At 64.5% G+C, this 16,298-nt stretch carries 17 protein-coding genes; 11 read left to right on the plus strand and 6 right to left on the minus strand.

Annotated features, from left to right (window positions below; genetic code table 11):
• The first annotated feature begins 19 nt into the window (after nt 1–19).
• From GDN70_RS29900 to GDN70_RS29925, 6 genes are all read left to right on the plus strand, one after another.
• Entirely contained in the window at nt 20–1,000 is a 981-nt protein-coding gene (locus GDN70_RS29900) for a small ribosomal subunit Rsm22 family protein (RefSeq protein ID WP_038948307.1), read from the plus strand.
• 138 nt (nt 1,001–1,138) lie between these two features.
• Complete coding sequence (locus GDN70_RS29905) at nt 1,139–1,699, plus strand: LemA family protein (protein WP_018323315.1); 561 nt, start codon at nt 1,139–1,141, stop codon at nt 1,697–1,699.
• A 34-nt stretch (nt 1,700–1,733) separates the two neighbouring features.
• Nucleotides 1,734–2,948: a M48 family metallopeptidase gene (locus GDN70_RS29910; RefSeq protein WP_095426911.1), complete on the plus strand. Its 1,215-nt coding sequence runs from the start codon at nt 1,734–1,736 to the stop codon at nt 2,946–2,948.
• Between the two features lie 208 nt (nt 2,949–3,156).
• The gene (locus tag GDN70_RS29915; protein WP_028141697.1) at nt 3,157–3,909 is read left to right on the plus strand and encodes a hypothetical protein; all 753 of its coding nucleotides are present in this window, start codon (nt 3,157–3,159) and stop codon (nt 3,907–3,909) included.
• 60 nt (nt 3,910–3,969) lie between these two features.
• Nucleotides 3,970–4,638, plus strand: a complete 669-nt coding sequence (locus GDN70_RS29920) for a hypothetical protein (RefSeq protein WP_095426910.1) — start codon at nt 3,970–3,972, stop codon at nt 4,636–4,638.
• A gap of 87 nt (nt 4,639–4,725) precedes the next feature.
• Entirely contained in the window at nt 4,726–5,058 is a 333-nt protein-coding gene (locus tag GDN70_RS29925) for a GIY-YIG nuclease family protein (RefSeq protein ID WP_028141699.1), read from the plus strand.
• Between the two features lie 16 nt (nt 5,059–5,074).
• On the opposite strand, the gene GDN70_RS29930 is transcribed toward GDN70_RS29925, so the two are convergent.
• The 6 genes from GDN70_RS29930 to petA form a co-directional block, all read right to left on the minus strand.
• A complete protein-coding gene (locus GDN70_RS29930; RefSeq protein WP_018323310.1) occupies nt 5,075–5,614 on the minus strand; it encodes an adenine phosphoribosyltransferase in 540 nt (179 codons plus the stop codon).
• Nucleotides 5,615–5,733: 119 nt separating this feature from the next.
• Complete coding sequence (locus GDN70_RS29935) at nt 5,734–7,899, minus strand: anthranilate synthase component I (protein WP_152103380.1); 2,166 nt, start codon at nt 7,897–7,899, stop codon at nt 5,734–5,736.
• 260 nt (nt 7,900–8,159) lie between these two features.
• Nucleotides 8,160–8,774, minus strand: coding sequence for a hypothetical protein (locus tag GDN70_RS29940; protein ID WP_240536435.1), 615 nt, complete (start codon nt 8,772–8,774; stop codon nt 8,160–8,162).
• Nucleotides 8,775–8,806: 32 nt separating this feature from the next.
• Complete coding sequence (locus GDN70_RS29945) at nt 8,807–9,481, minus strand: dienelactone hydrolase family protein (RefSeq protein WP_028141701.1); 675 nt, start codon at nt 9,479–9,481, stop codon at nt 8,807–8,809.
• A 261-nt stretch (nt 9,482–9,742) separates the two neighbouring features.
• The gene (gene fbcH, locus GDN70_RS29950; protein WP_095426908.1) at nt 9,743–11,815 is read right to left on the minus strand and encodes a cytochrome b/c1; all 2,073 of its coding nucleotides are present in this window, start codon (nt 11,813–11,815) and stop codon (nt 9,743–9,745) included.
• Between the two features lie 62 nt (nt 11,816–11,877).
• Nucleotides 11,878–12,408: a ubiquinol-cytochrome c reductase iron-sulfur subunit gene (gene petA, locus GDN70_RS29955; protein ID WP_028141703.1), complete on the minus strand. Its 531-nt coding sequence runs from the start codon at nt 12,406–12,408 to the stop codon at nt 11,878–11,880.
• A gap of 287 nt (nt 12,409–12,695) precedes the next feature.
• On the opposite strand from petA, the gene GDN70_RS29960 reads away from it, so the two are divergent.
• From GDN70_RS29960 to GDN70_RS29980, 5 genes are all read left to right on the plus strand, one after another.
• Nucleotides 12,696–13,157 carry a tRNA (cytidine(34)-2'-O)-methyltransferase gene (locus tag GDN70_RS29960; protein ID WP_028141704.1) on the plus strand — a complete coding sequence of 154 codons (462 nt, stop codon included), beginning with the start codon at nt 12,696–12,698 and terminating at the stop codon, nt 13,155–13,157.
• Between the two features lie 15 nt (nt 13,158–13,172).
• Nucleotides 13,173–13,805: a 7-carboxy-7-deazaguanine synthase gene (gene queE / locus GDN70_RS29965; RefSeq protein ID WP_028141705.1), complete on the plus strand. Its 633-nt coding sequence runs from the start codon at nt 13,173–13,175 to the stop codon at nt 13,803–13,805.
• 19 nt (nt 13,806–13,824) lie between these two features.
• Nucleotides 13,825–14,712 (plus strand): oxygen-dependent coproporphyrinogen oxidase, encoded by an 888-nt coding sequence (hemF, locus tag GDN70_RS29970; protein WP_028141706.1) that lies wholly within the window; start codon nt 13,825–13,827, stop codon nt 14,710–14,712.
• The gene (locus GDN70_RS29975; RefSeq protein ID WP_173015890.1) at nt 14,709–15,449 is read left to right on the plus strand and encodes an HAD family hydrolase; all 741 of its coding nucleotides are present in this window, start codon (nt 14,709–14,711) and stop codon (nt 15,447–15,449) included. The genes hemF and GDN70_RS29975 overlap by 4 nt, the downstream gene beginning before the upstream one ends.
• 364 nt (nt 15,450–15,813) lie before the next feature.
• Complete coding sequence (locus GDN70_RS29980; protein ID WP_028141708.1) at nt 15,814–16,020, plus strand: YodC family protein; 207 nt, start codon at nt 15,814–15,816, stop codon at nt 16,018–16,020.
• The last annotated feature ends 278 nt before the right edge of the window (nt 16,021–16,298 follow it).

Consider the following 16,298-nt stretch of genomic DNA (forward strand, 5'->3'; position numbering starts at 1 on the left):
CCGGAATGATGTGAGGTTGATGATGATCTCACCCACCCTCCCCGCCGAATTGAAAGCCGCCCTTGACGGCAGGCTGCAGGGCTTCTCCCGTACCGACGCCGCACAGCGTTCGCAGAAAATCTCGACCAGCTACCGCGCCGGCGGCGGCTCCGGCACGATCAAGTCGGACGCCGATGCGCTCGCCTATGCGCTCGCGCGCATGCCGGCGACCTACGCGGCCGTCGCCGCAAGCCTGAATGCGCTGACCGAGATCGCACCGGATCTGGCTCCGGAAACGCTGCTCGACGTCGGCGCAGGTCCGGGCACCGCGAGCTGGGCCGCCGCGGAGGCCTTTCCCTCGCTACAGGATTTTACGCTGCTCGACGCCAATGCCACTTTGAGCCGGCTCGCGCTCGAACTCGCGCGCGACAGCACGCGGCTGGCGGAATGCCGCTATCTGCCGGGCGATGCCGGCGGCAACCTCGCCGAGGTCGCGCAAGCGGATCTCGTGGTTGCGAGCTATGTCATCGGCGAGCTCAGTGAAAGCGAGCAGCGCGCGCTCGCCGCGGCCATGTGGGCGAAAGCGCGTCACGCCCTGGTCGTGATCGAACCCGGCACGCCCGCCGGCACCGCGCGCATCCTCGCGCTGCGCCAGCAATTGATCGCGGCCGGCGCCTTCGTCGCCGCCCCCTGCCCGCACGAAAAACCTTGCCCGCTCACCGCGCCCGACTGGTGCCATTTCAACCAGCGCCTGCCGCGCTCGCAGGCACACCGGCAAATCAAGGCCGCGGAGGTGCCATTCGAGGACGAGCGCTTCATCTACGTCGCGCTGACCCGCACGCCGCCCGCCGTGCGCGCCGCGCGCGTGCTGGCGCCGCCGGATGTCGGCAAGGCCGAGATCACGGCCAAGCTCTGCACCGAGGATGGCGTCGCCATCACGAGGGTGCCTCGTCGCGACAAGGCCGCCTATGCCGGGGCACGCCGCTGGCGCTGGGGCGACGCCATTTTGTCCGAAAGTTAACCTCGTTCCAGACTTTTGCCTTGAACGCGGGCGGCTCCCCATTCGACCAAGCCTTACCTCTCCTCTGCGCCGGGCTCTCATCCTGCGCCAATTTGGTCTAGGCTAGCGCCCGCCTTCTTCCCCCTTCAGGAGTTCTCCATGTCGACCGGCTGGATCGTTCTCGGCGTCATCGTCGTCCTCGCACTGTTCGCCTTCAGCGCCTACAACCGCCTGGTGGCGCTGAGCCAGCGCGTCGGCCAGGCCTTTGCCGATATCGACGTGCAGCTCAAGCAGCGCCACGACCTGATCCCGAACCTGGTCGAGACGGTGAAGGGCTACGCCTCGCACGAGCGCGGCACGCTCGACGACGTCATCAAGGCACGCAATTCGGCGATGTCGGCGCAGGGGCCGGCGCAGGTGTCCGCGGCCGAGAACCAGCTGTCCGGCGCGCTCGGCCGGCTGATCGCGCTGTCGGAGGCCTATCCCGACCTCAAGGCCAACGCCAATTTCCAGCAGCTCGCATCCGAGCTTTCCGACCTCGAGAACAAGATCGCGGCGAGCCGCCGCTTCTTCAACAACGCGGTCCAGGAATACAACACCGGCATCCAGCAGCTGCCCGCCGCTTTGTTCGCCGGCATGTTCGGCTTCACCAGGAAGGACTTCTTCGATCTCGGTGCCAGCCGCACCGAGGTCGAGGCCGCGCCGCAGGTGAAGTTCTGATCTTGAGCCGATAGGCCGGCAGGGCACCCGCGTCATGGCCGCGTATGGTCTCTACACGCACATCGCCTCGAACAAGTTTCGTTCGATGCTGCTGCTCGCCGGCCTGTTCATGCTGGTCTACGTGCTGGTCTATGCTGGCGCGTTGGTCGCCGAAGTCGTCATCAACGGCAATGAGACCGTCGTCTATTACCTGAGGCGCGCCCTCCACGATCTGATCGTGGCCGCACCGGTTGCGACAATCGTGGCGGCGGTCTGGGTCGTGATCGCCTATTTCTTCCACCAGTCGATGATCGACGCGGTGACCGGCGGCCACGACGTTACCCGGCAGGAGGAGCCGCGGCTCTACAATCTGCTGGAAAACCTCTGCATCTCGCGCGGCATTACCATGCCGAAGCTGAAGATCATGGAGAGCCCGGCGCTGAACGCGTTCGCGACCGGCCTCAATCCCAGGCAATATTCGATCACCGTCACCACGGGTCTGCTCGATGCGCTTGATGACAAGGAGATCGAGGCGGTGCTGGGCCATGAGCTGACCCACATCAAGAACGGCGACGTGCAGCTGATGGTGGTCGCCGTCATCATCGCAGGCGTGGTCGGCTTCTTCGGCGAATTGTTCTTCCGCCTGTTCACCAATTTCAATTGGAGCTCCGGCTCCGGCGGCTCATGGTCCTCGGGCTCCTCCTCCTCGTCGTCGCGGTCGTCCTCGTCATCGAGCGACAACAAGAGTTCCGGCGGCGGCGCGGTGATCGTCATCATCATCGCGATCGTGCTGATCGTGGTGGCCTGGCTGCTGTCCCAGGTTGTCAAGCTCGCACTGTCGCGTTCGCGCGAATATCTCGCCGACGCGGGCTCCGTCGAGCTGACGAAAGACCCCGATGCGATGATCTCGGCGCTGCGCAAGATCGAGAATCGCGGCGAGCTGCCCGGCGCGACCTCGGCCGTGATGGAGCTCTGCGTCGACAATCCCCGCGAGGGCTTTGCCGATCTGTTCGCGACCCACCCGTCCGTGCAATCCCGGGTCGACGCGCTCGTCAAGTTCGCCGGCGGCCACGATCCGGGCCCGCTGCCGCCGACCGAGGAGACGGACGAGCCCGAGGCGCAAGCTGACCCGCAGGACGCCCCACCGCCGCTGCGTCATGGCCCGTGGGACGATGCGGCCGCTCCGCCGCCCCTGCCCGCACCCGGCCCCTCCGGGACCGCGAGCAGCAACCCGGCGGGCAATCTCATGGGTCCCTGGGGCCGTCATTAAGCACGCGATGTCCTGCCACGCGCAGCGGGTTTCGCCGCGATTGGGAAAAACTTCGGGAATTGCCGTATCGGCATGCCAAGGAATTGAATTCTCCCTTGTTTCTGCCATGTTCGCGCCCAACAGCAGACTTGGGACATCCTTCGGACATCGATTTGGGGCCCGGCCGATTGCGACCCTCGCGATCGGGGGCGCGCGTTAGGGGACAGCAATGGCAAAGCCGGCAGTGGTTGTGGTGGGCGCGGACAAGGGCGGGGTCGGCAAGACCACGGTATCGCGCACCTTGCTCGATTATTTCTCGGCCAACAACGTGCCGACGCGCGCCTTCGACACGGAATCGCCGCGCGGAACCCTGAAGCGCTTCCACCCCGACATCACCGAGATCGTCGACATGACGACGACGGCCGATCAGATGAAGATCTTCGATACGCTCAACGCGACCAGCCCGTCGGTCACCGTGATCGACGTCCGCGCCGGCCTGCTCTCGCCGGCGCTGGCCTCGCTGCGCGACATCGGCTTCTTGGATGCCGCCAAGGCAGGCCAGATCACCTTCGCGGTGTTCCACATCCTCGGACCCTCGATCGCCTCGCTGGACGAGATCGCCGAAACCGCGGGCTTCATGACCGGCGCAAAATATTTCCTGGTGAAGAACTTCATCAACGACACCCAGTTCTTTCAATGGGACCAGGCGACCTACAATTCCTACTTCCACCGCATCAAGGACGCGACCGAGCTGACCATCCCCAAGCTCAACGAGATGGCCTATGAGCAGGTCGAGGTTTCGTCCGTCCCGTTCCTGAAATTCGTCGCCAACAAGGGCATCAGCGACGAGGCCGCGAACTATTCGTTCGTGCTGCGCGGCTATGTCCGGCACTGGCTGGCCAATGTCTGGAGCGAGTTCGACCGGATCCGGCTGACCGACATCGTCGGCTCGAAGCCCGCGACCCGCAACAGCGAAAAATAGTTGCGCAAGCAGGGCTGATACGGCTGGATTGGTCGCCAGGTTCGACTGATATAGCTGCCGATGCCCGCCACGCCCGTCTACATCATCTGCTCGTCCCGCCCGCAGGTCGGCAAGACACTGCTGGCGCGGCTGCTCGCCGAATTTCTGCTGCTCAAGAACGGCAACGTCGCGGCCTTCGACGTCAATCTGAAGGAACCGTCGCTGCTCGACTACCTGCCAAAGATCACGGAGACCGCCGACGTGATCGACACCTACGGCAAGATGCAGCTGATGGACCGCGTCATCGTCGATGACGGCATGGCCAAGGTGATCGACCTCGGCTTCCACGCCTTCGACGAGTTCTTCAAGATGACCGACGAGATCGGCCTCTTGAAGGAGGCCGCCCGCCGCCATGTCGCGCCTCAGATCCTGTTCGTCGCCGACACCGATCGCGCCTCCGCCCGCGCCCACGAGATGCTGCGCGGGCAGATCCCGCGGATGAACCTGATCACCGTGGACAATGAATATGTCGTGCGCGGCGAGCTGCCGGCCGCGATGGCCGGCGGCCGGCTGTTCCGCCTGCCTGCCTTGCCCGGCTTCCTCAAGACCTATGTCGACCGGCTGAACTTCTCCTTCACCGGCTATCTGCGCCAGGAGAAGGACGCCTCCACCGAGCTGCACCAATGGACCCGGCGGAATTACTTTGCCTTCCGCGAGCTCGAGCTCAGCCTGATCCTTCAGCGATCCTAGATAATTTCACCCGGATAATATTGACTGCGGGTTGGAGCGGGCTTATTGAGGCGGGCATCGGTATCCCCCTCAGCAAGGCCCGTCACCGTGAGCATCGACCGGAAAGCAGCGATTGCCGCCTACAAGGAGCGGAAGACCATTGCGGGCATCTTCGTCGTGCGTTGCGCGGTCTCGGGCGAGGCCTGGGTCGGCCAGGCGCCGAACCTGGAGACGATCCGGAACCGCATCTGGTTCTCGCTGCGCCAGGGCAGCCACACCTGCCGCAGCCTTCAGGCTGCCTGGAATGCGCATGGCGAGCCCGGCCTGACCTTTGGCGAATGCGAGCGCCTGGAGGATGAGGAAACCGCCTATGTCAGGAACGCGCTCCTGAAGGAGCGCCTGCTGCATTGGCGGGATGAACTGAAGGCCGAGGCGATCTGAAGATCGTGGCGACCTCTCAGTGTCCCTCGAACGTCATCAGCGTGCGCACCGGCACGTCCATGGCGCGCAGCTTGGCGGCGCCGCCGAGCTCGGGCAGATCGATGATGAAGCAGGCGGCGACGACGTTGGCGCCGATCTGGCGCAGCAGCTTCACCGCGCCTTCCGCGGTGCCGCCGGTGGCGATGAGGTCGTCGACCAGGATGACGCGCTCGCCGGGCTGGATGGCGTCGACATGCATCTCCATCTCGTCGATGCCGTATTCGAGCGAATAAGCGATGCGCACGGTGGTGTGCGGCAGCTTGCCCTTCTTGCGGATCGGCACGAAGCCGGCCGAGAGCTGGTGCGCCACCGCACCGCCGATGATGAAGCCCCTCGCCTCCATGCCGGCGACCTTGTCGATCTTGTTGCCGGCCCAGGGGTTGACGAGCTCGTCGACCGCGCGGCGGAACGCGCGCGCGTCCGCGAGCAGGGTCGTGATATCGCGGAACATGATCCCCGGCTTGGGATAGTCGGGAATGGTCCGGACGCTCGCCTTGATGTCGTGGTCAAAGGTCATTCGGTTCTCATCTCAGTTGTCATTCCGGGGCGATGCGTCAGCATCGAACCCGGAATCTCGAGATTCCGGATCTGGTGCTGACGCACCATCCCGGAATGACGAGGTGAAATATCCTGCACTCAATTCGCCCCAGCATCCAGCCGGAACGCATTCTCGACAATACGTAGTCCCACCTCATTGCTGAGCGACATCAGCGATTCCGGATGGAATTGCACGCCGGCGACCGGCAGCGTCTTGTGCTCCAGCGCCATGGCGACGCCGTCCTCGGTGCTGGCGGTGACGGACAACACCTCCGGCATGCTGTCGCGCTCGACAAAGAGCGAGTGATAGCGGCCGATGACGATCTCGTTCGGCAAATTGCGCATCAAGCGTCCGCCGCGCACCTGCACCCGCGAGGGACGGCCGTGCGCGGGATGGGTGAGCTGCCCGAGCTCGCCGCCGAAATATTCGCCGATCGCCTGCACGCCGAGGCAGACGCCAAACACCGGCAGCTTCTGCTCCAGCGCCGCGTCGATCGTCTTCTTGATCCCGAAATCTTCCGGTCTGCCGGGGCCCGGCGACAGCACCAGCAAATCCCATGTCTTCCGCTTGAGCATGTCGAGTGCATGCACATGGCGGACCACGGTGACGTCGGCGCCGACCTGGCGGAAATAATCGGCGAGCATGTGCACGAAGCTGTCGTCGTGGTCGATCAGCAGCACCCGCTTGCCCGAACCGGTCGCATCCGGCGCAAAAGTCGACAGCGGCTTTGGCGGATCGCCGCGCAGCGCCTGGAACAGGGCTGCGGCCTTGACCTGGCATTCGCGGTCTTCCGCGGCAGGATCCGAGTCGAACAGACAGGTGGCGCCGACACGCACTTCAGCCAGACCATCCTTCATGCGAATGGTGCGGATGGTGAGGCCGGTGTTGATGCTGCCGTCGAAGTTCACGGCGCCGATCGCGCCCGCATACCAGCGGCGCGGCGAGCGCTCGTGATCCTCGACGAACTGCATCGCCCACAGCTTGGGTGCGCCGGTGACGGTCACGGCCCACGCGTGGGTGAGGAAGGCGTCGAGCGCGTCGAAGCCGGGACGCAGCATGCCCTCGACATGATCGACGGTGTGGAAGAGCTTTGAATAGGTCTCGATCTGGCGCCGCGCCAGCACCTTGATCGTGCCGGGCACGCAGACGCGCGCCTTGTCGTTGCGGTCGACGTCGGTGCACATGTTGAGCTCGAACTCGTCCTTCTCCGAGTTCAGGAGCTGGCGGATCTGCTCGGCATCGCCGATCGCGTCGGTGCCGCGCGCGATCGTGCCTGAGATCGGGCAGGTCTCGACCCGACGTCCGTCCGAGCGCACGAACATTTCCGGCGAGGCCGACACCAGGAATTCGCCCTCACCCAGATTCATCAGCGCGCCGTAGGGCGACGGGTTGATGACGCAGAGCCGCTGGAACACTTCGGCAGGCGAGCGATCGCAGGGCTCGGCGAACAGCTGGCCCGGCACCGCCTCGAACAGATCGCCGCGCGCAAACGCAGCACGCGCCGTCTCGACGGTGGCCTGATATTCGCCGGGCGCGTGATCGGCAAACCCCTGCCGCGGCGTCTTCAGATACGGACTCTCGGCGGTCTCGCGCGGCAGGCCCTCGGTCGACTTGCCCTTCCAGGCAAAATCGTAGCTCAGCACCACGCCGCGGCCGGTGGCGCGGTCATAGGCCAGCAGGCGGTCGGGCACATAGAGAACGATGTCACGCTGGTCGCTCTCTCGTGCGCGCTTCTGCACGAGGTCCTCGATCTGGAACACGAGGTCGTAGGCGAAAGCGCCGAACAGGCCGAGCAACCCGTCGTCATTGGCCGAGAAGGCGGCAATGATATCGCGCACCAGCGACATCACGCTGGCACGCCGCGTGCGCTGGTCTTCCTCGACCGGCGCATCGCCGCGGATGATGTGACCGGCAAGGCGCGTGGCGGTCTTCTCGGAGAAGACGACGCAGGGCTCGCGCAGCACATCGCCGAGGAAGGCGATCAGCACCTGCCCGCGCGCGTTCAGCGCCTCCAGCTTGAAATTGACGCCAGATGTCTCGAGCTTGACCGGGGGGTCGGAGAAGCCGAGATCAAAGCTCTCGTAGCGGCCGGGCACGGTCGTGCCCGAGGACAGCACCACGCCGCGGCGGCGGTCGAGCAGGTTGATCAGGTCGTCGAGCCTGTTGGCGCCGCCGGTAAACTGCTCCGCCACGCGCGTGATCGCCAGACCCGCGCGGGTCGCGTAGTCGCTTCTGGCCGGGAGGGCAAAGACTGTCCTGTTCATGTCGTCCTCTTACGAAACTTGCCGAGGGAACGCCACACAGGACAAACGAGAAGGCCGCCGCACTGTGCAGGCGACCTCAGACGATTTGGGAAAGGTAAATCGCACCGGCCACCTCTTAGGAGGTGCGCCACCAAAGACGGGCTGGGCAGGCTGCGGTGCTCATGGGCGGATACTCACCATGGCGCGGGGGCGGCGTCAAGGTGAGAAACCTACTCCCCGCGACCGGGGCGCGCAGCGTCCAGCTGCCGCTTCTGCTTGGCTCAGGGCTCCTCGGCCTGCGGCTCCCAGCCGAACCGGTTCTTCTTCCGATCCCATTTGAGGACGGAATAGCCGTCGCATTCCATGCATCCCCAAAGGACGAGCTTGCCGCCCTTGTCCTTCGAGAGAGCGGCGAACTGGCGGTTCGTGCGTATGGCGTCGACAAAGCGGATCTTCGGCTTCTCGCCGTCCGCCTGATCGAGGAGCAGCATGAACCTGCCCTTGGGACCCGCACACTCCTGAAACACGCCGACCACGGCGATCTGCTTCGTGGCGCCGCCGTCGAAGCGCCCCTCAATGGTAAAGGACATGCCGGCGCCCTTCATCGCGTCGGTGCCGTTCTCGAACATCAGCTCTTTGGGGATCAGGTCCTTGCGGAATTCAGTCGCCTTGCACCAGCTCTTGCGGATCTGGTTCGCGGGGATACCGCGAACCTCCGTCGTGAAGGGTTGGAATTCCGCGATGACCCACCAGGCCTCGGTTTTGAGATTACCGTTCAGCGTGACGAAGGCTTGTTGTCCCGGCGCCTGAGCTGCCGTCAGCAGCAGGACGCCAAGGACGATCACCGGTCGAACGATCGAGCCGAGCACGCGGCGCGTGAGAAACGATGTCGACATTCCCTCGCTGCCCCTGGTCGATTGCTCCCATCTCAACCCAGATGCTTCCTGAAAAACTCCGTCGCCCGTCCCCAGGCGAGTTCGGCGGCTTCGCGGTCGTGCACGGCCTGGCGCTGCTCGTTGACGAAGGCGTGCTCGGCGTCATAGCGGAACAGCTCCAGCGACTTCCCGGCGGCCTTCATGGCCTTCTCGAAGCCGCTGACCAGCTCCGGTGTGCACCAATCGTCCTTGTTGGCGAAATGGGCCTGGAGCGGGATCTTGACGTCGGCGGGCTTGGCCGCCTGCTCCGGCGGGATGCCGTAGAACACGACGCCGGCCGCGAGCTCTGGCACATGCACCGAGCCGATGATGGTGACGGCGCCGCCGAGACAGAAGCCGGTCAGCCCGACCTTGGCGCCGTTACGCGACAGATATTGCGCGGCGCCGCGCACGGTCTGCGTGGTGGCGTCCATGAAGTCGAGCGAGTTCATCTCCTTGTTGGCGCTGTCCGTGTCGTGATACGGCACCACCTTGCCCTTGTAGAGATCGGGTGCCAGCGCGTCGAAACCGGCCAACGCGAAGCGGTCGCACAGGCCCTTGATCTGGTCCGACAGGCCCCACCATTCCTGGATCACGACCACGCCCGGCGCGTTGCCGCGCGCGGCATTGGCGAGATAGCCCGAGGCGTCCTTGCCGTCCGGGCGCTTGAAGGTGATGGCGGTTCCCATGGTGTCCTCCGATGAGATCTTGGGGGAGCGGTTGGTGGCATTTTGGCGGGTGCATGCGAACGACGCAATCGCCGCGCAAACAAACTCTCGTGCCCCGGATGCAGCGCAGCGCGCCGCCCCATGCGGCGTGATGCGCCGCCGATCCGGGGGTCCAGCTACGAGCATTCTGGGTCCCGGCTCGCGCTTCGCGCGTCCGGGACACGGACCCAACAAAAAAGCCCCCTTGCGGGGGCTTCTTCATTTCTCGTCGCATCAGAGCGCTCAGTGGGAGCTGGCCCAGACCTTCTTCTTGGTGAAGTACATCAGCCCCGCGAACAGGATCAGGAACACGAAGACCTGGAATCCGAGGCGCTTGCGCGCTTCCATGTGCGGCTCGGCGGTCCACATCAGGAAGGTGGTGACGTCCTTGGAATATTGCGCGACCGTGGTCGGCGAGCCGTCGTCATAGGTCACCTGGCCGTCGCTGAGCGGCTTCGGCATCTTGATGGCGTGGCCCGGGAAGTACTTGTTGTAGTACGAGCCCTCCGGAATGGTCACGCCTTCCGGCACCTTGTCCTCGAAGCCCTGCAGCAATGCCGAGACGTAGTCCGGGCCCTGCTCCTGGAACTGGGTGAAGAAGTCGAAGATGAACCAGGGGAAGCCGCGCTTATAGGAGCGCGCCTTGGTGATCAGGGAGAGGTCCGGCGGCGCCGCGCCACCGTTCGCCGCGCGAGCGGCCTGCTCGTTCGGGAACGGCGAGGGGAAATAGTCCGCCGGACGCCCCGCACGCTCGAACATGTCGCCGGCATCGTTCGGACCGTCCTTGACCTTGTATTCCGACGCGAAGGCCGCCGCCTGCGCCACCGAATAGCTGGGCCCACCGGGCTCGGCGAGGTTGCGGAAGGCCACATAGGACAGGCCGTGGCAGCTGGCGCAAACCTCCTTGTAGACCTTCAGGCCGCGCTGCAGCGCGCCGCGGTCGAACTTGCCGAATGGGCCGGAGAACGACCATTTGTTGCCCGGAGGCGTATCGCTGCCTTCAGACGCCTTCGCGCTGTCGACCGAGCCTGCGAACAACGAACCGGCGAGCGCCAGCATGATCGCGGTCGAAACCATCGGCGTCGATCGGCTGCCGGTCTTGGCCAGCACCGCATCCGAGATCGAGTTCGGCACCGGCCGCGGCTTCTCGATGCGCGAGAGCAGCGGCAGCACGATCAGGAAGTAGGCGAAGTAGCAGACCGTCAGGACCCGGCCGGCAATGACGTAGATGCCTTCCGGCGGCTGCGCCCCGAGATAGCCGAGCAGGATGCAGACCACGACGAAGATCCAGAAGAACTGCTTGGCCAGCGGGCGATACTTCGACGACCTCGTCTTCGCGGCGTCCAGCCAGGGCAGGAAGCACAGGATGATGATCGCACCGAACATCCCGATGACGCCGGCGAGCTTGTTCGGGATCGAGCGCAGGATCGCGTAGAACGGCAGGTAATACCATTCCGGCACGATGTGTGGCGGGGTCACGCCCGGGTTCGCCGGAATGTAGTTGTCGGCGTCGCCGAGATAGTTCGGCATGTAGAAGATGAACCAGGCGTAGAGCAGCATGAAGCAGGCGACGCCGAACATGTCCTTGATGGTGGCATGCGGCGTAAACGGCACCGTATCCTTTTCCGTCTTCGGCTCGACACCGTCGGGGTTGTTCTGACCGGCGACGTGCAGCGCCCAGACGTGGAGCACGACGACGCCCGCGATCAGGAACGGCAGCAGGTAATGCAGCGAGAAGAAGCGGTTCAGCGTCGGATTGCCGACCGAATAGCCGCCCCACAGCAGCGTCACGATGCTCTCGCCGACATAGGGAATGGCGGAGAACAGGTTGGTGATGACCGTGGCGCCCCAGAAACTCATCTGACCCCAGGGCAGCACGTAGCCCATGAAGCCGGTCGCCATCATCAAGAGGTAGATGATGACGCCGAGGATCCACAGCACCTCGCGCGGCTCCTTGTAGGACCCGTAATAGAGGCCGCGGAACATGTGAACATAGACGGCGACAAAGAACATCGATGCGCCGACCGCATGCATGTTGCGCAGCAGCCAGCCGTAGTTCACGTCACGGACGATCAGCTCGACCGACTTGAAGGCGAGATCGGCATGCGGCGTATAGTGCATCGCCAGGATCACGCCGGTCAGGATCTGCATCCCCAGCATGAAGGAGAGGATGGCGCCGAAGGTCCACCAATAGTTCAGGTTACGCGGGGTGGGATAGGCAACGAACGAGGAGTGCATGAGGCCGAGGATCGGCAGGCGCCGCTCGATCCATTGCAGGGCCGGATTGCTCGGCTGGTAGTCGGATGGTCCGCTCATGATGCGATCCTGAGGAAATAGTACGACGAGACGGCGGGAAGCTTCGGACGAGGATCCGAGGCTCAGCCGATCTGGATTTTGGTGTCGGAAACGAACTGGTACGGCGGCACCGGCAGGTTAGCGGGCGCGGGCCCCTGGCGGATGCGGCCGGACGAATCGTACTGCGAACCATGGCAGGGGCAGAAGAAGCCGTCGTAGCTGCCTTCATGAGCGATCGGGATGCAGCCGAGATGGGTGCAGATGCCGATCACGACCAGCCATTGATCATGGCCGGACTTGACCCGCGCCTCGTCGGTCTCGGGATCAGGCAGGCTCGCCACGTTGACGGCGCGCGCCTCGTCGATCTGCTTCTTGGTGCGGTGGCTGATGTAGATCGGCTTGCCGCGCCAGAACACCTTGATGTCCTGACCTTCGGCGACCGGACTGAGATCGACCTCGATCGGCGCACCGGCGGCGATAGTCGAAGCGTCAGGATTCATTTGGGAGATGAAGGGCCAGAGCGCGGCTGCGCCCCCTACTGCTGCAGCTGCCCCGGTTGCAACGAATAAGAAATCACGGCGTGTCGGATGGTCCGCCGAAGACGCTGTCGTCACGATTCCAACCCTTTCTTCTTACGCCACCGGTGGAACCGCTCCAGGAGCCCCCAAGGTCCCCGGAACAGTCTGCCGGCGCCCGCGGCCCCCCGCGGCGGCAGAACTTCGCCCATTCACCTCTAAACGGGTGAAACAGCAGTCCAGAATCGTTCTATTGGCACCCTTGCCGGGCGAGCGCAAGCCCGCTATCGGCGCGGGAGCGTGCCATGCACGAATTCCCGGGCAGGCGATGTTTTATTGAGACATTTCCGGCCCGCATCGCCCCCGATATAGCCCTCGCACAGCCCATGCAGATAGCGCTTTTCCAACCCGACATCGCCCAGAACACCGGCACGATTCTCAGGCTTTGCGCCTGCCTGGGCATCGCCGCCCATATCATCGAACCGGCGGGCTTCCCCGTCTCCGACCGCCTGTTCCGCCGGGCGGGAATGGACTACCTCGACCACGTCAGCCTTATCAGACACGACTCCTGGGCCAAATTCGAGGACTGGCGCGCCGCACATGGCTACCGCCTGCTGCTGTTCACCACGAAAGCTGCCACCGACTACCGCGATTTCCGTTACCAGACGTCGGACATCCTGCTATTCGGGCGCGAGAGCGCCGGTGTCACGGACGCGGTGGTCGAGGCCGCCGATGCCCGGCTGGTGATCCCGATCAAGGCGGGGCTGCGGTCGCTCAATGTCGCCATGACCGCGGCCATGGCCGCCGGCGAGGCGCTGCGGCAGATCCGGAACCCGCAAGCCCGATAGATTGAGGAGAGACGATTGAGTTACGCGGTCAAGGAAATCTTCCTGACCCTGCAAGGCGAAGGCGCCCATGCCGGGCGCGCGTCCGTGTTCTGCCGTTTTGCCGGCTGCAACCTCTGGAGCGGCCGCGAGGCGGACCGCCTTGAGGCCACCTGCAAGTTCTGCGACACGGATTTCGTCGGAACCGACGGCACCTTCGGCGGCCGCTACGGCTCGGCCGCGGAGCTCGCCGACACCATCGCCGCGCAATGGACTGCGGCCGCCGCCAACCGCTACGTGGTGCTGACCGGAGGCGAGCCGCTGCTCCAGGTCGACGCCGCGCTGATCGAGGCGCTCCACGCCCGCGGCTTCGAGATCGGCGTCGAGACCAACGGCACCATCGCAGCGCCGGAGGGGCTCGACTGGATCTGCGTCAGTCCCAAGGGCGGCAGCGAGCTGGTGCTGCGCCAGGGCCACGAGCTGAAGCTGGTCTATCCGCAGGCCCTCGCCGCGCCCGAGACGTTCGAGGGCCTCGCCTTCGAGCGCTTTTCGCTGCAGCCGATGGACGGACCGGAGGTCATCGAGAACACCGCGCGCGCGATCGACTATTGCCTGCATCATCCGCAATGGCGGCTCAGCGTGCAGACGCATAAATCGCTCGGCATCAGATAGGACGCGACTGGGAATGCAGATGGACATGTCGACGATCGACGACCGCAAGACCCGCGCCCGCACCTGGTTCGAAGCCTTGCGCGACGACATCTGCGCCAGCTTCGAGCGGCTCGAGGACGACGCCCCGCAAAGCCTTTATCCAGGCGAAGCCGGCCGCTTCAAGCGCACGCCCTGGCAGCGCACCGACCATACCGGCGCGGCTGGAGGTGGCGGCGTGATGTCGATGATGCACGGCCGCCTGTTCGAGAAGGTCGGCGTGCACTGCTCGACCGTGCACGGCGAGTTCGCGCCCGAATTTCGCGCCCAGATCCCCGGCGCCGCGGACGATCCAAAATTCTGGGCCTCCGGCATCTCGCTGATCGCGCATATGCGCAATCCGAACGTGCCCGCCGTGCACATGAACACCCGCTTCGTGGTCACCACGAAAGCCTGGTTCGGCGGCGGCGCCGATCTCACACCGGTGCTCGACCGACGGCGCACCCAGGACGATGCCGACAGCATCGCCTTCCACGCCGCGATGAAGCAAGCCTGCAACCAGCCGAACGGCGTTGCCGACTACGACAAGTACAAGAAATGGTGCGACGAATATTTCTACCTGCCGCACCGCAAGGAGGCCCGCGGCATCGGCGGCATCTTCTACGACTGGCACGACAGCGGTGACTGGGACGCCGACCTCGCCTTCACCAAGGACGTCGGCCGCGCCTTCCTGAAGATCTATCCCGACATCGTCAGGCGCAATTTCGCGGCAGGCTGGACCGCCGCGGACCGCGAGGAGCAATTGATCCGGCGCGGCCGCTATGTCGAATTCAACCTGCTCTACGATCGCGGCACCATCTTCGGGCTGAAGACCGGCGGCAATGTGGATTCGATCCTGTCGTCGATGCCGCCGGAGGTGAAGTGGCCATGACTGTTTCGAGGCCGCTGCCGCGCGCCATGCTGATCGACATGGATGACACCATCCTGTCGGCCTATGGCCGGCCCGAGATCGCCTGGAACACGATCGCGAACGAGTTTGCCGAAGAGCTGGCGCCGCTGCCGCCGGCGCAAGTCGCAACCGCGGTGCTCGCCTTTGCGCGGCAGTTCTGGTCGACCGCGGAGCCGATCTGGCGGATGAAGCTCGGCGAGGCGCGGAGGCTCACCGTGCGCGGCGGCTTCGCCGCGCTCGCCGCAAACGGCCATCGCGCCCTGTCCGACGATCTCGCCGATCGCATCGCCGACCGCTTCACCACCTATCGCGAGGAAGCAATCTTCGTCTTCCCCGGCGCGCATGATGCGATCGACGCGTTCAGGGCACGCGGCATCAAGCTCGCGCTGGTCACCAACGGCGCCGCCGACATGCAGCGCGCCAAGGTCGAGCGGTTCGAGTTGACTCATCGCTTCGACCATATCCAGATCGAGGGTGAGCACGGTTTCGGCAAGCCGGAGGAGCGCGCCTATCTGCACGCGATGGAGGCGCTGGGCGTTTCCGCAAGGGACACCTGGATGATCGGCGACAATCTGGAATGGGAAGTGGTGACGCCGCAGCGCCTCGGCATCTATTCGATCTGGATCGACGTGCACGGCGACGGCCTGCCCGAAGGCTCGACGGTCAGGCCCGACCGCATCATCCGCTCGCTGACCGAGCTGGTGCCGGAGCGGCCGTAACCGAGCCCGAAGACAAAATATCGAAAACAACCCCATGCACAGTAGGGCGCTGCTGCAATTACAACGGCTTACAGCACGCGCAAAATGAATTTCTGATTTTACGAAATGATTTGACCTGTCGGGCAAAACAGGCGCATGATGCCATCATCGCGACGCACGGGACGTACCCCCTGCGCACCCCATCCGAGAAGCGCCTTTGCCTCTCGCAATGGGACTGCTCCGGCTTGACACTCCATCATCGGCGTTTCAGCAGTCTGGCAGCGGATGCGCGCTGCCGCAGGACATCCACTGATCCCGCATCCCGTGATCGGCGCGTCATGCCGGCTTGTTAGCTTCTTAAGTCAATCAACCGAAAGGACCATCCATGGAACTGAAAGCCGGCGATATCGTCATGCTGAAATCCGGCGGCCAGCCGCTGACCGTCGCGAACGTGAAGGGCGACGACGTGATCTGTCTCTGGATGGGCGTCGAAGGCGACCTGTTTCGCGAGACGCTGCCGCTCGCCGTGCTCGAGCGCCTGGAAGAAGTGGACGAGGATGATGACGACGAGGACGACGAAGACGAGGAGTAGGCACACCTAAGACTGCATCCTCGTTAGATCGGAGCGCTTCGCTCCGGCGCTCGTGATGTCCGCTTCTCCGCCAACAACGGCGCGGTAGCGGACATCGCCAGATGATTGCGGGACTTGCGATGAAGGCCTTTGTAGACAGCTCGTCTGATTTCGAATCATGCTGGGGCGCGCGTCGCTAAAGGCGATCATTCGCTCTCCAGCAGACAGGGGCGACAGTTTGACGCGACTGTGAGCCGCAATTTTGGACCGCGGTGGATATAGTCGAACGCAGCATCCAC

The sequence above is a fragment of the Bradyrhizobium sp. TM102 genome (assembly GCF_009176685.1).
Taxonomy (GTDB): Bacteria; Pseudomonadota; Alphaproteobacteria; order Rhizobiales; family Xanthobacteraceae; genus Bradyrhizobium; species Bradyrhizobium ottawaense.

Bases quoted from the DNA above. Each gene is read 5' to 3' on its own strand.
- GDN70_RS29915 (WP_028141697.1), top strand. From the start codon at position 3,157: ATGGCAAAGCCGGCAGTGGTTGTGGTGGGCGCGGACAAGGGCGGGGTC.
- GDN70_RS29975 (WP_173015890.1), top strand. From the start codon at position 14,709: ATGACTGTTTCGAGGCCGCTGCCGCGCGCCATGCTGATCGACATGGAT.
- hemF (WP_028141706.1), top strand. From the start codon at position 13,825: ATGGACATGTCGACGATCGACGACCGCAAGACCCGCGCCCGCACCTGG.
- GDN70_RS29940 (WP_240536435.1), bottom strand. From the start codon at position 8,774: ATGTCGACATCGTTTCTCACGCGCCGCGTGCTCGGCTCGATCGTTCGA.
- GDN70_RS29935 (WP_152103380.1), bottom strand. From the start codon at position 7,899: ATGAACAGGACAGTCTTTGCCCTCCCGGCCAGAAGCGACTACGCGACC.
- GDN70_RS29980 (WP_028141708.1), top strand. From the start codon at position 15,814: ATGGAACTGAAAGCCGGCGATATCGTCATGCTGAAATCCGGCGGCCAG.
- GDN70_RS29945 (WP_028141701.1), bottom strand. From the start codon at position 9,481: ATGGGAACCGCCATCACCTTCAAGCGCCCGGACGGCAAGGACGCCTCG.
- GDN70_RS29930 (WP_018323310.1), bottom strand. From the start codon at position 5,614: ATGACCTTTGACCACGACATCAAGGCGAGCGTCCGGACCATTCCCGAC.
- GDN70_RS29910 (WP_095426911.1), top strand. From the start codon at position 1,734: ATGGCCGCGTATGGTCTCTACACGCACATCGCCTCGAACAAGTTTCGT.
- GDN70_RS29900 (WP_038948307.1), top strand. From the start codon at position 20: ATGATGATCTCACCCACCCTCCCCGCCGAATTGAAAGCCGCCCTTGAC.
- GDN70_RS29920 (WP_095426910.1), top strand. From the start codon at position 3,970: ATGCCCGCCACGCCCGTCTACATCATCTGCTCGTCCCGCCCGCAGGTC.
- GDN70_RS29905 (WP_018323315.1), top strand. From the start codon at position 1,139: ATGTCGACCGGCTGGATCGTTCTCGGCGTCATCGTCGTCCTCGCACTG.
- GDN70_RS29960 (WP_028141704.1), top strand. From the start codon at position 12,696: ATGCAGATAGCGCTTTTCCAACCCGACATCGCCCAGAACACCGGCACG.
- fbcH (WP_095426908.1), bottom strand. From the start codon at position 11,815: ATGAGCGGACCATCCGACTACCAGCCGAGCAATCCGGCCCTGCAATGG.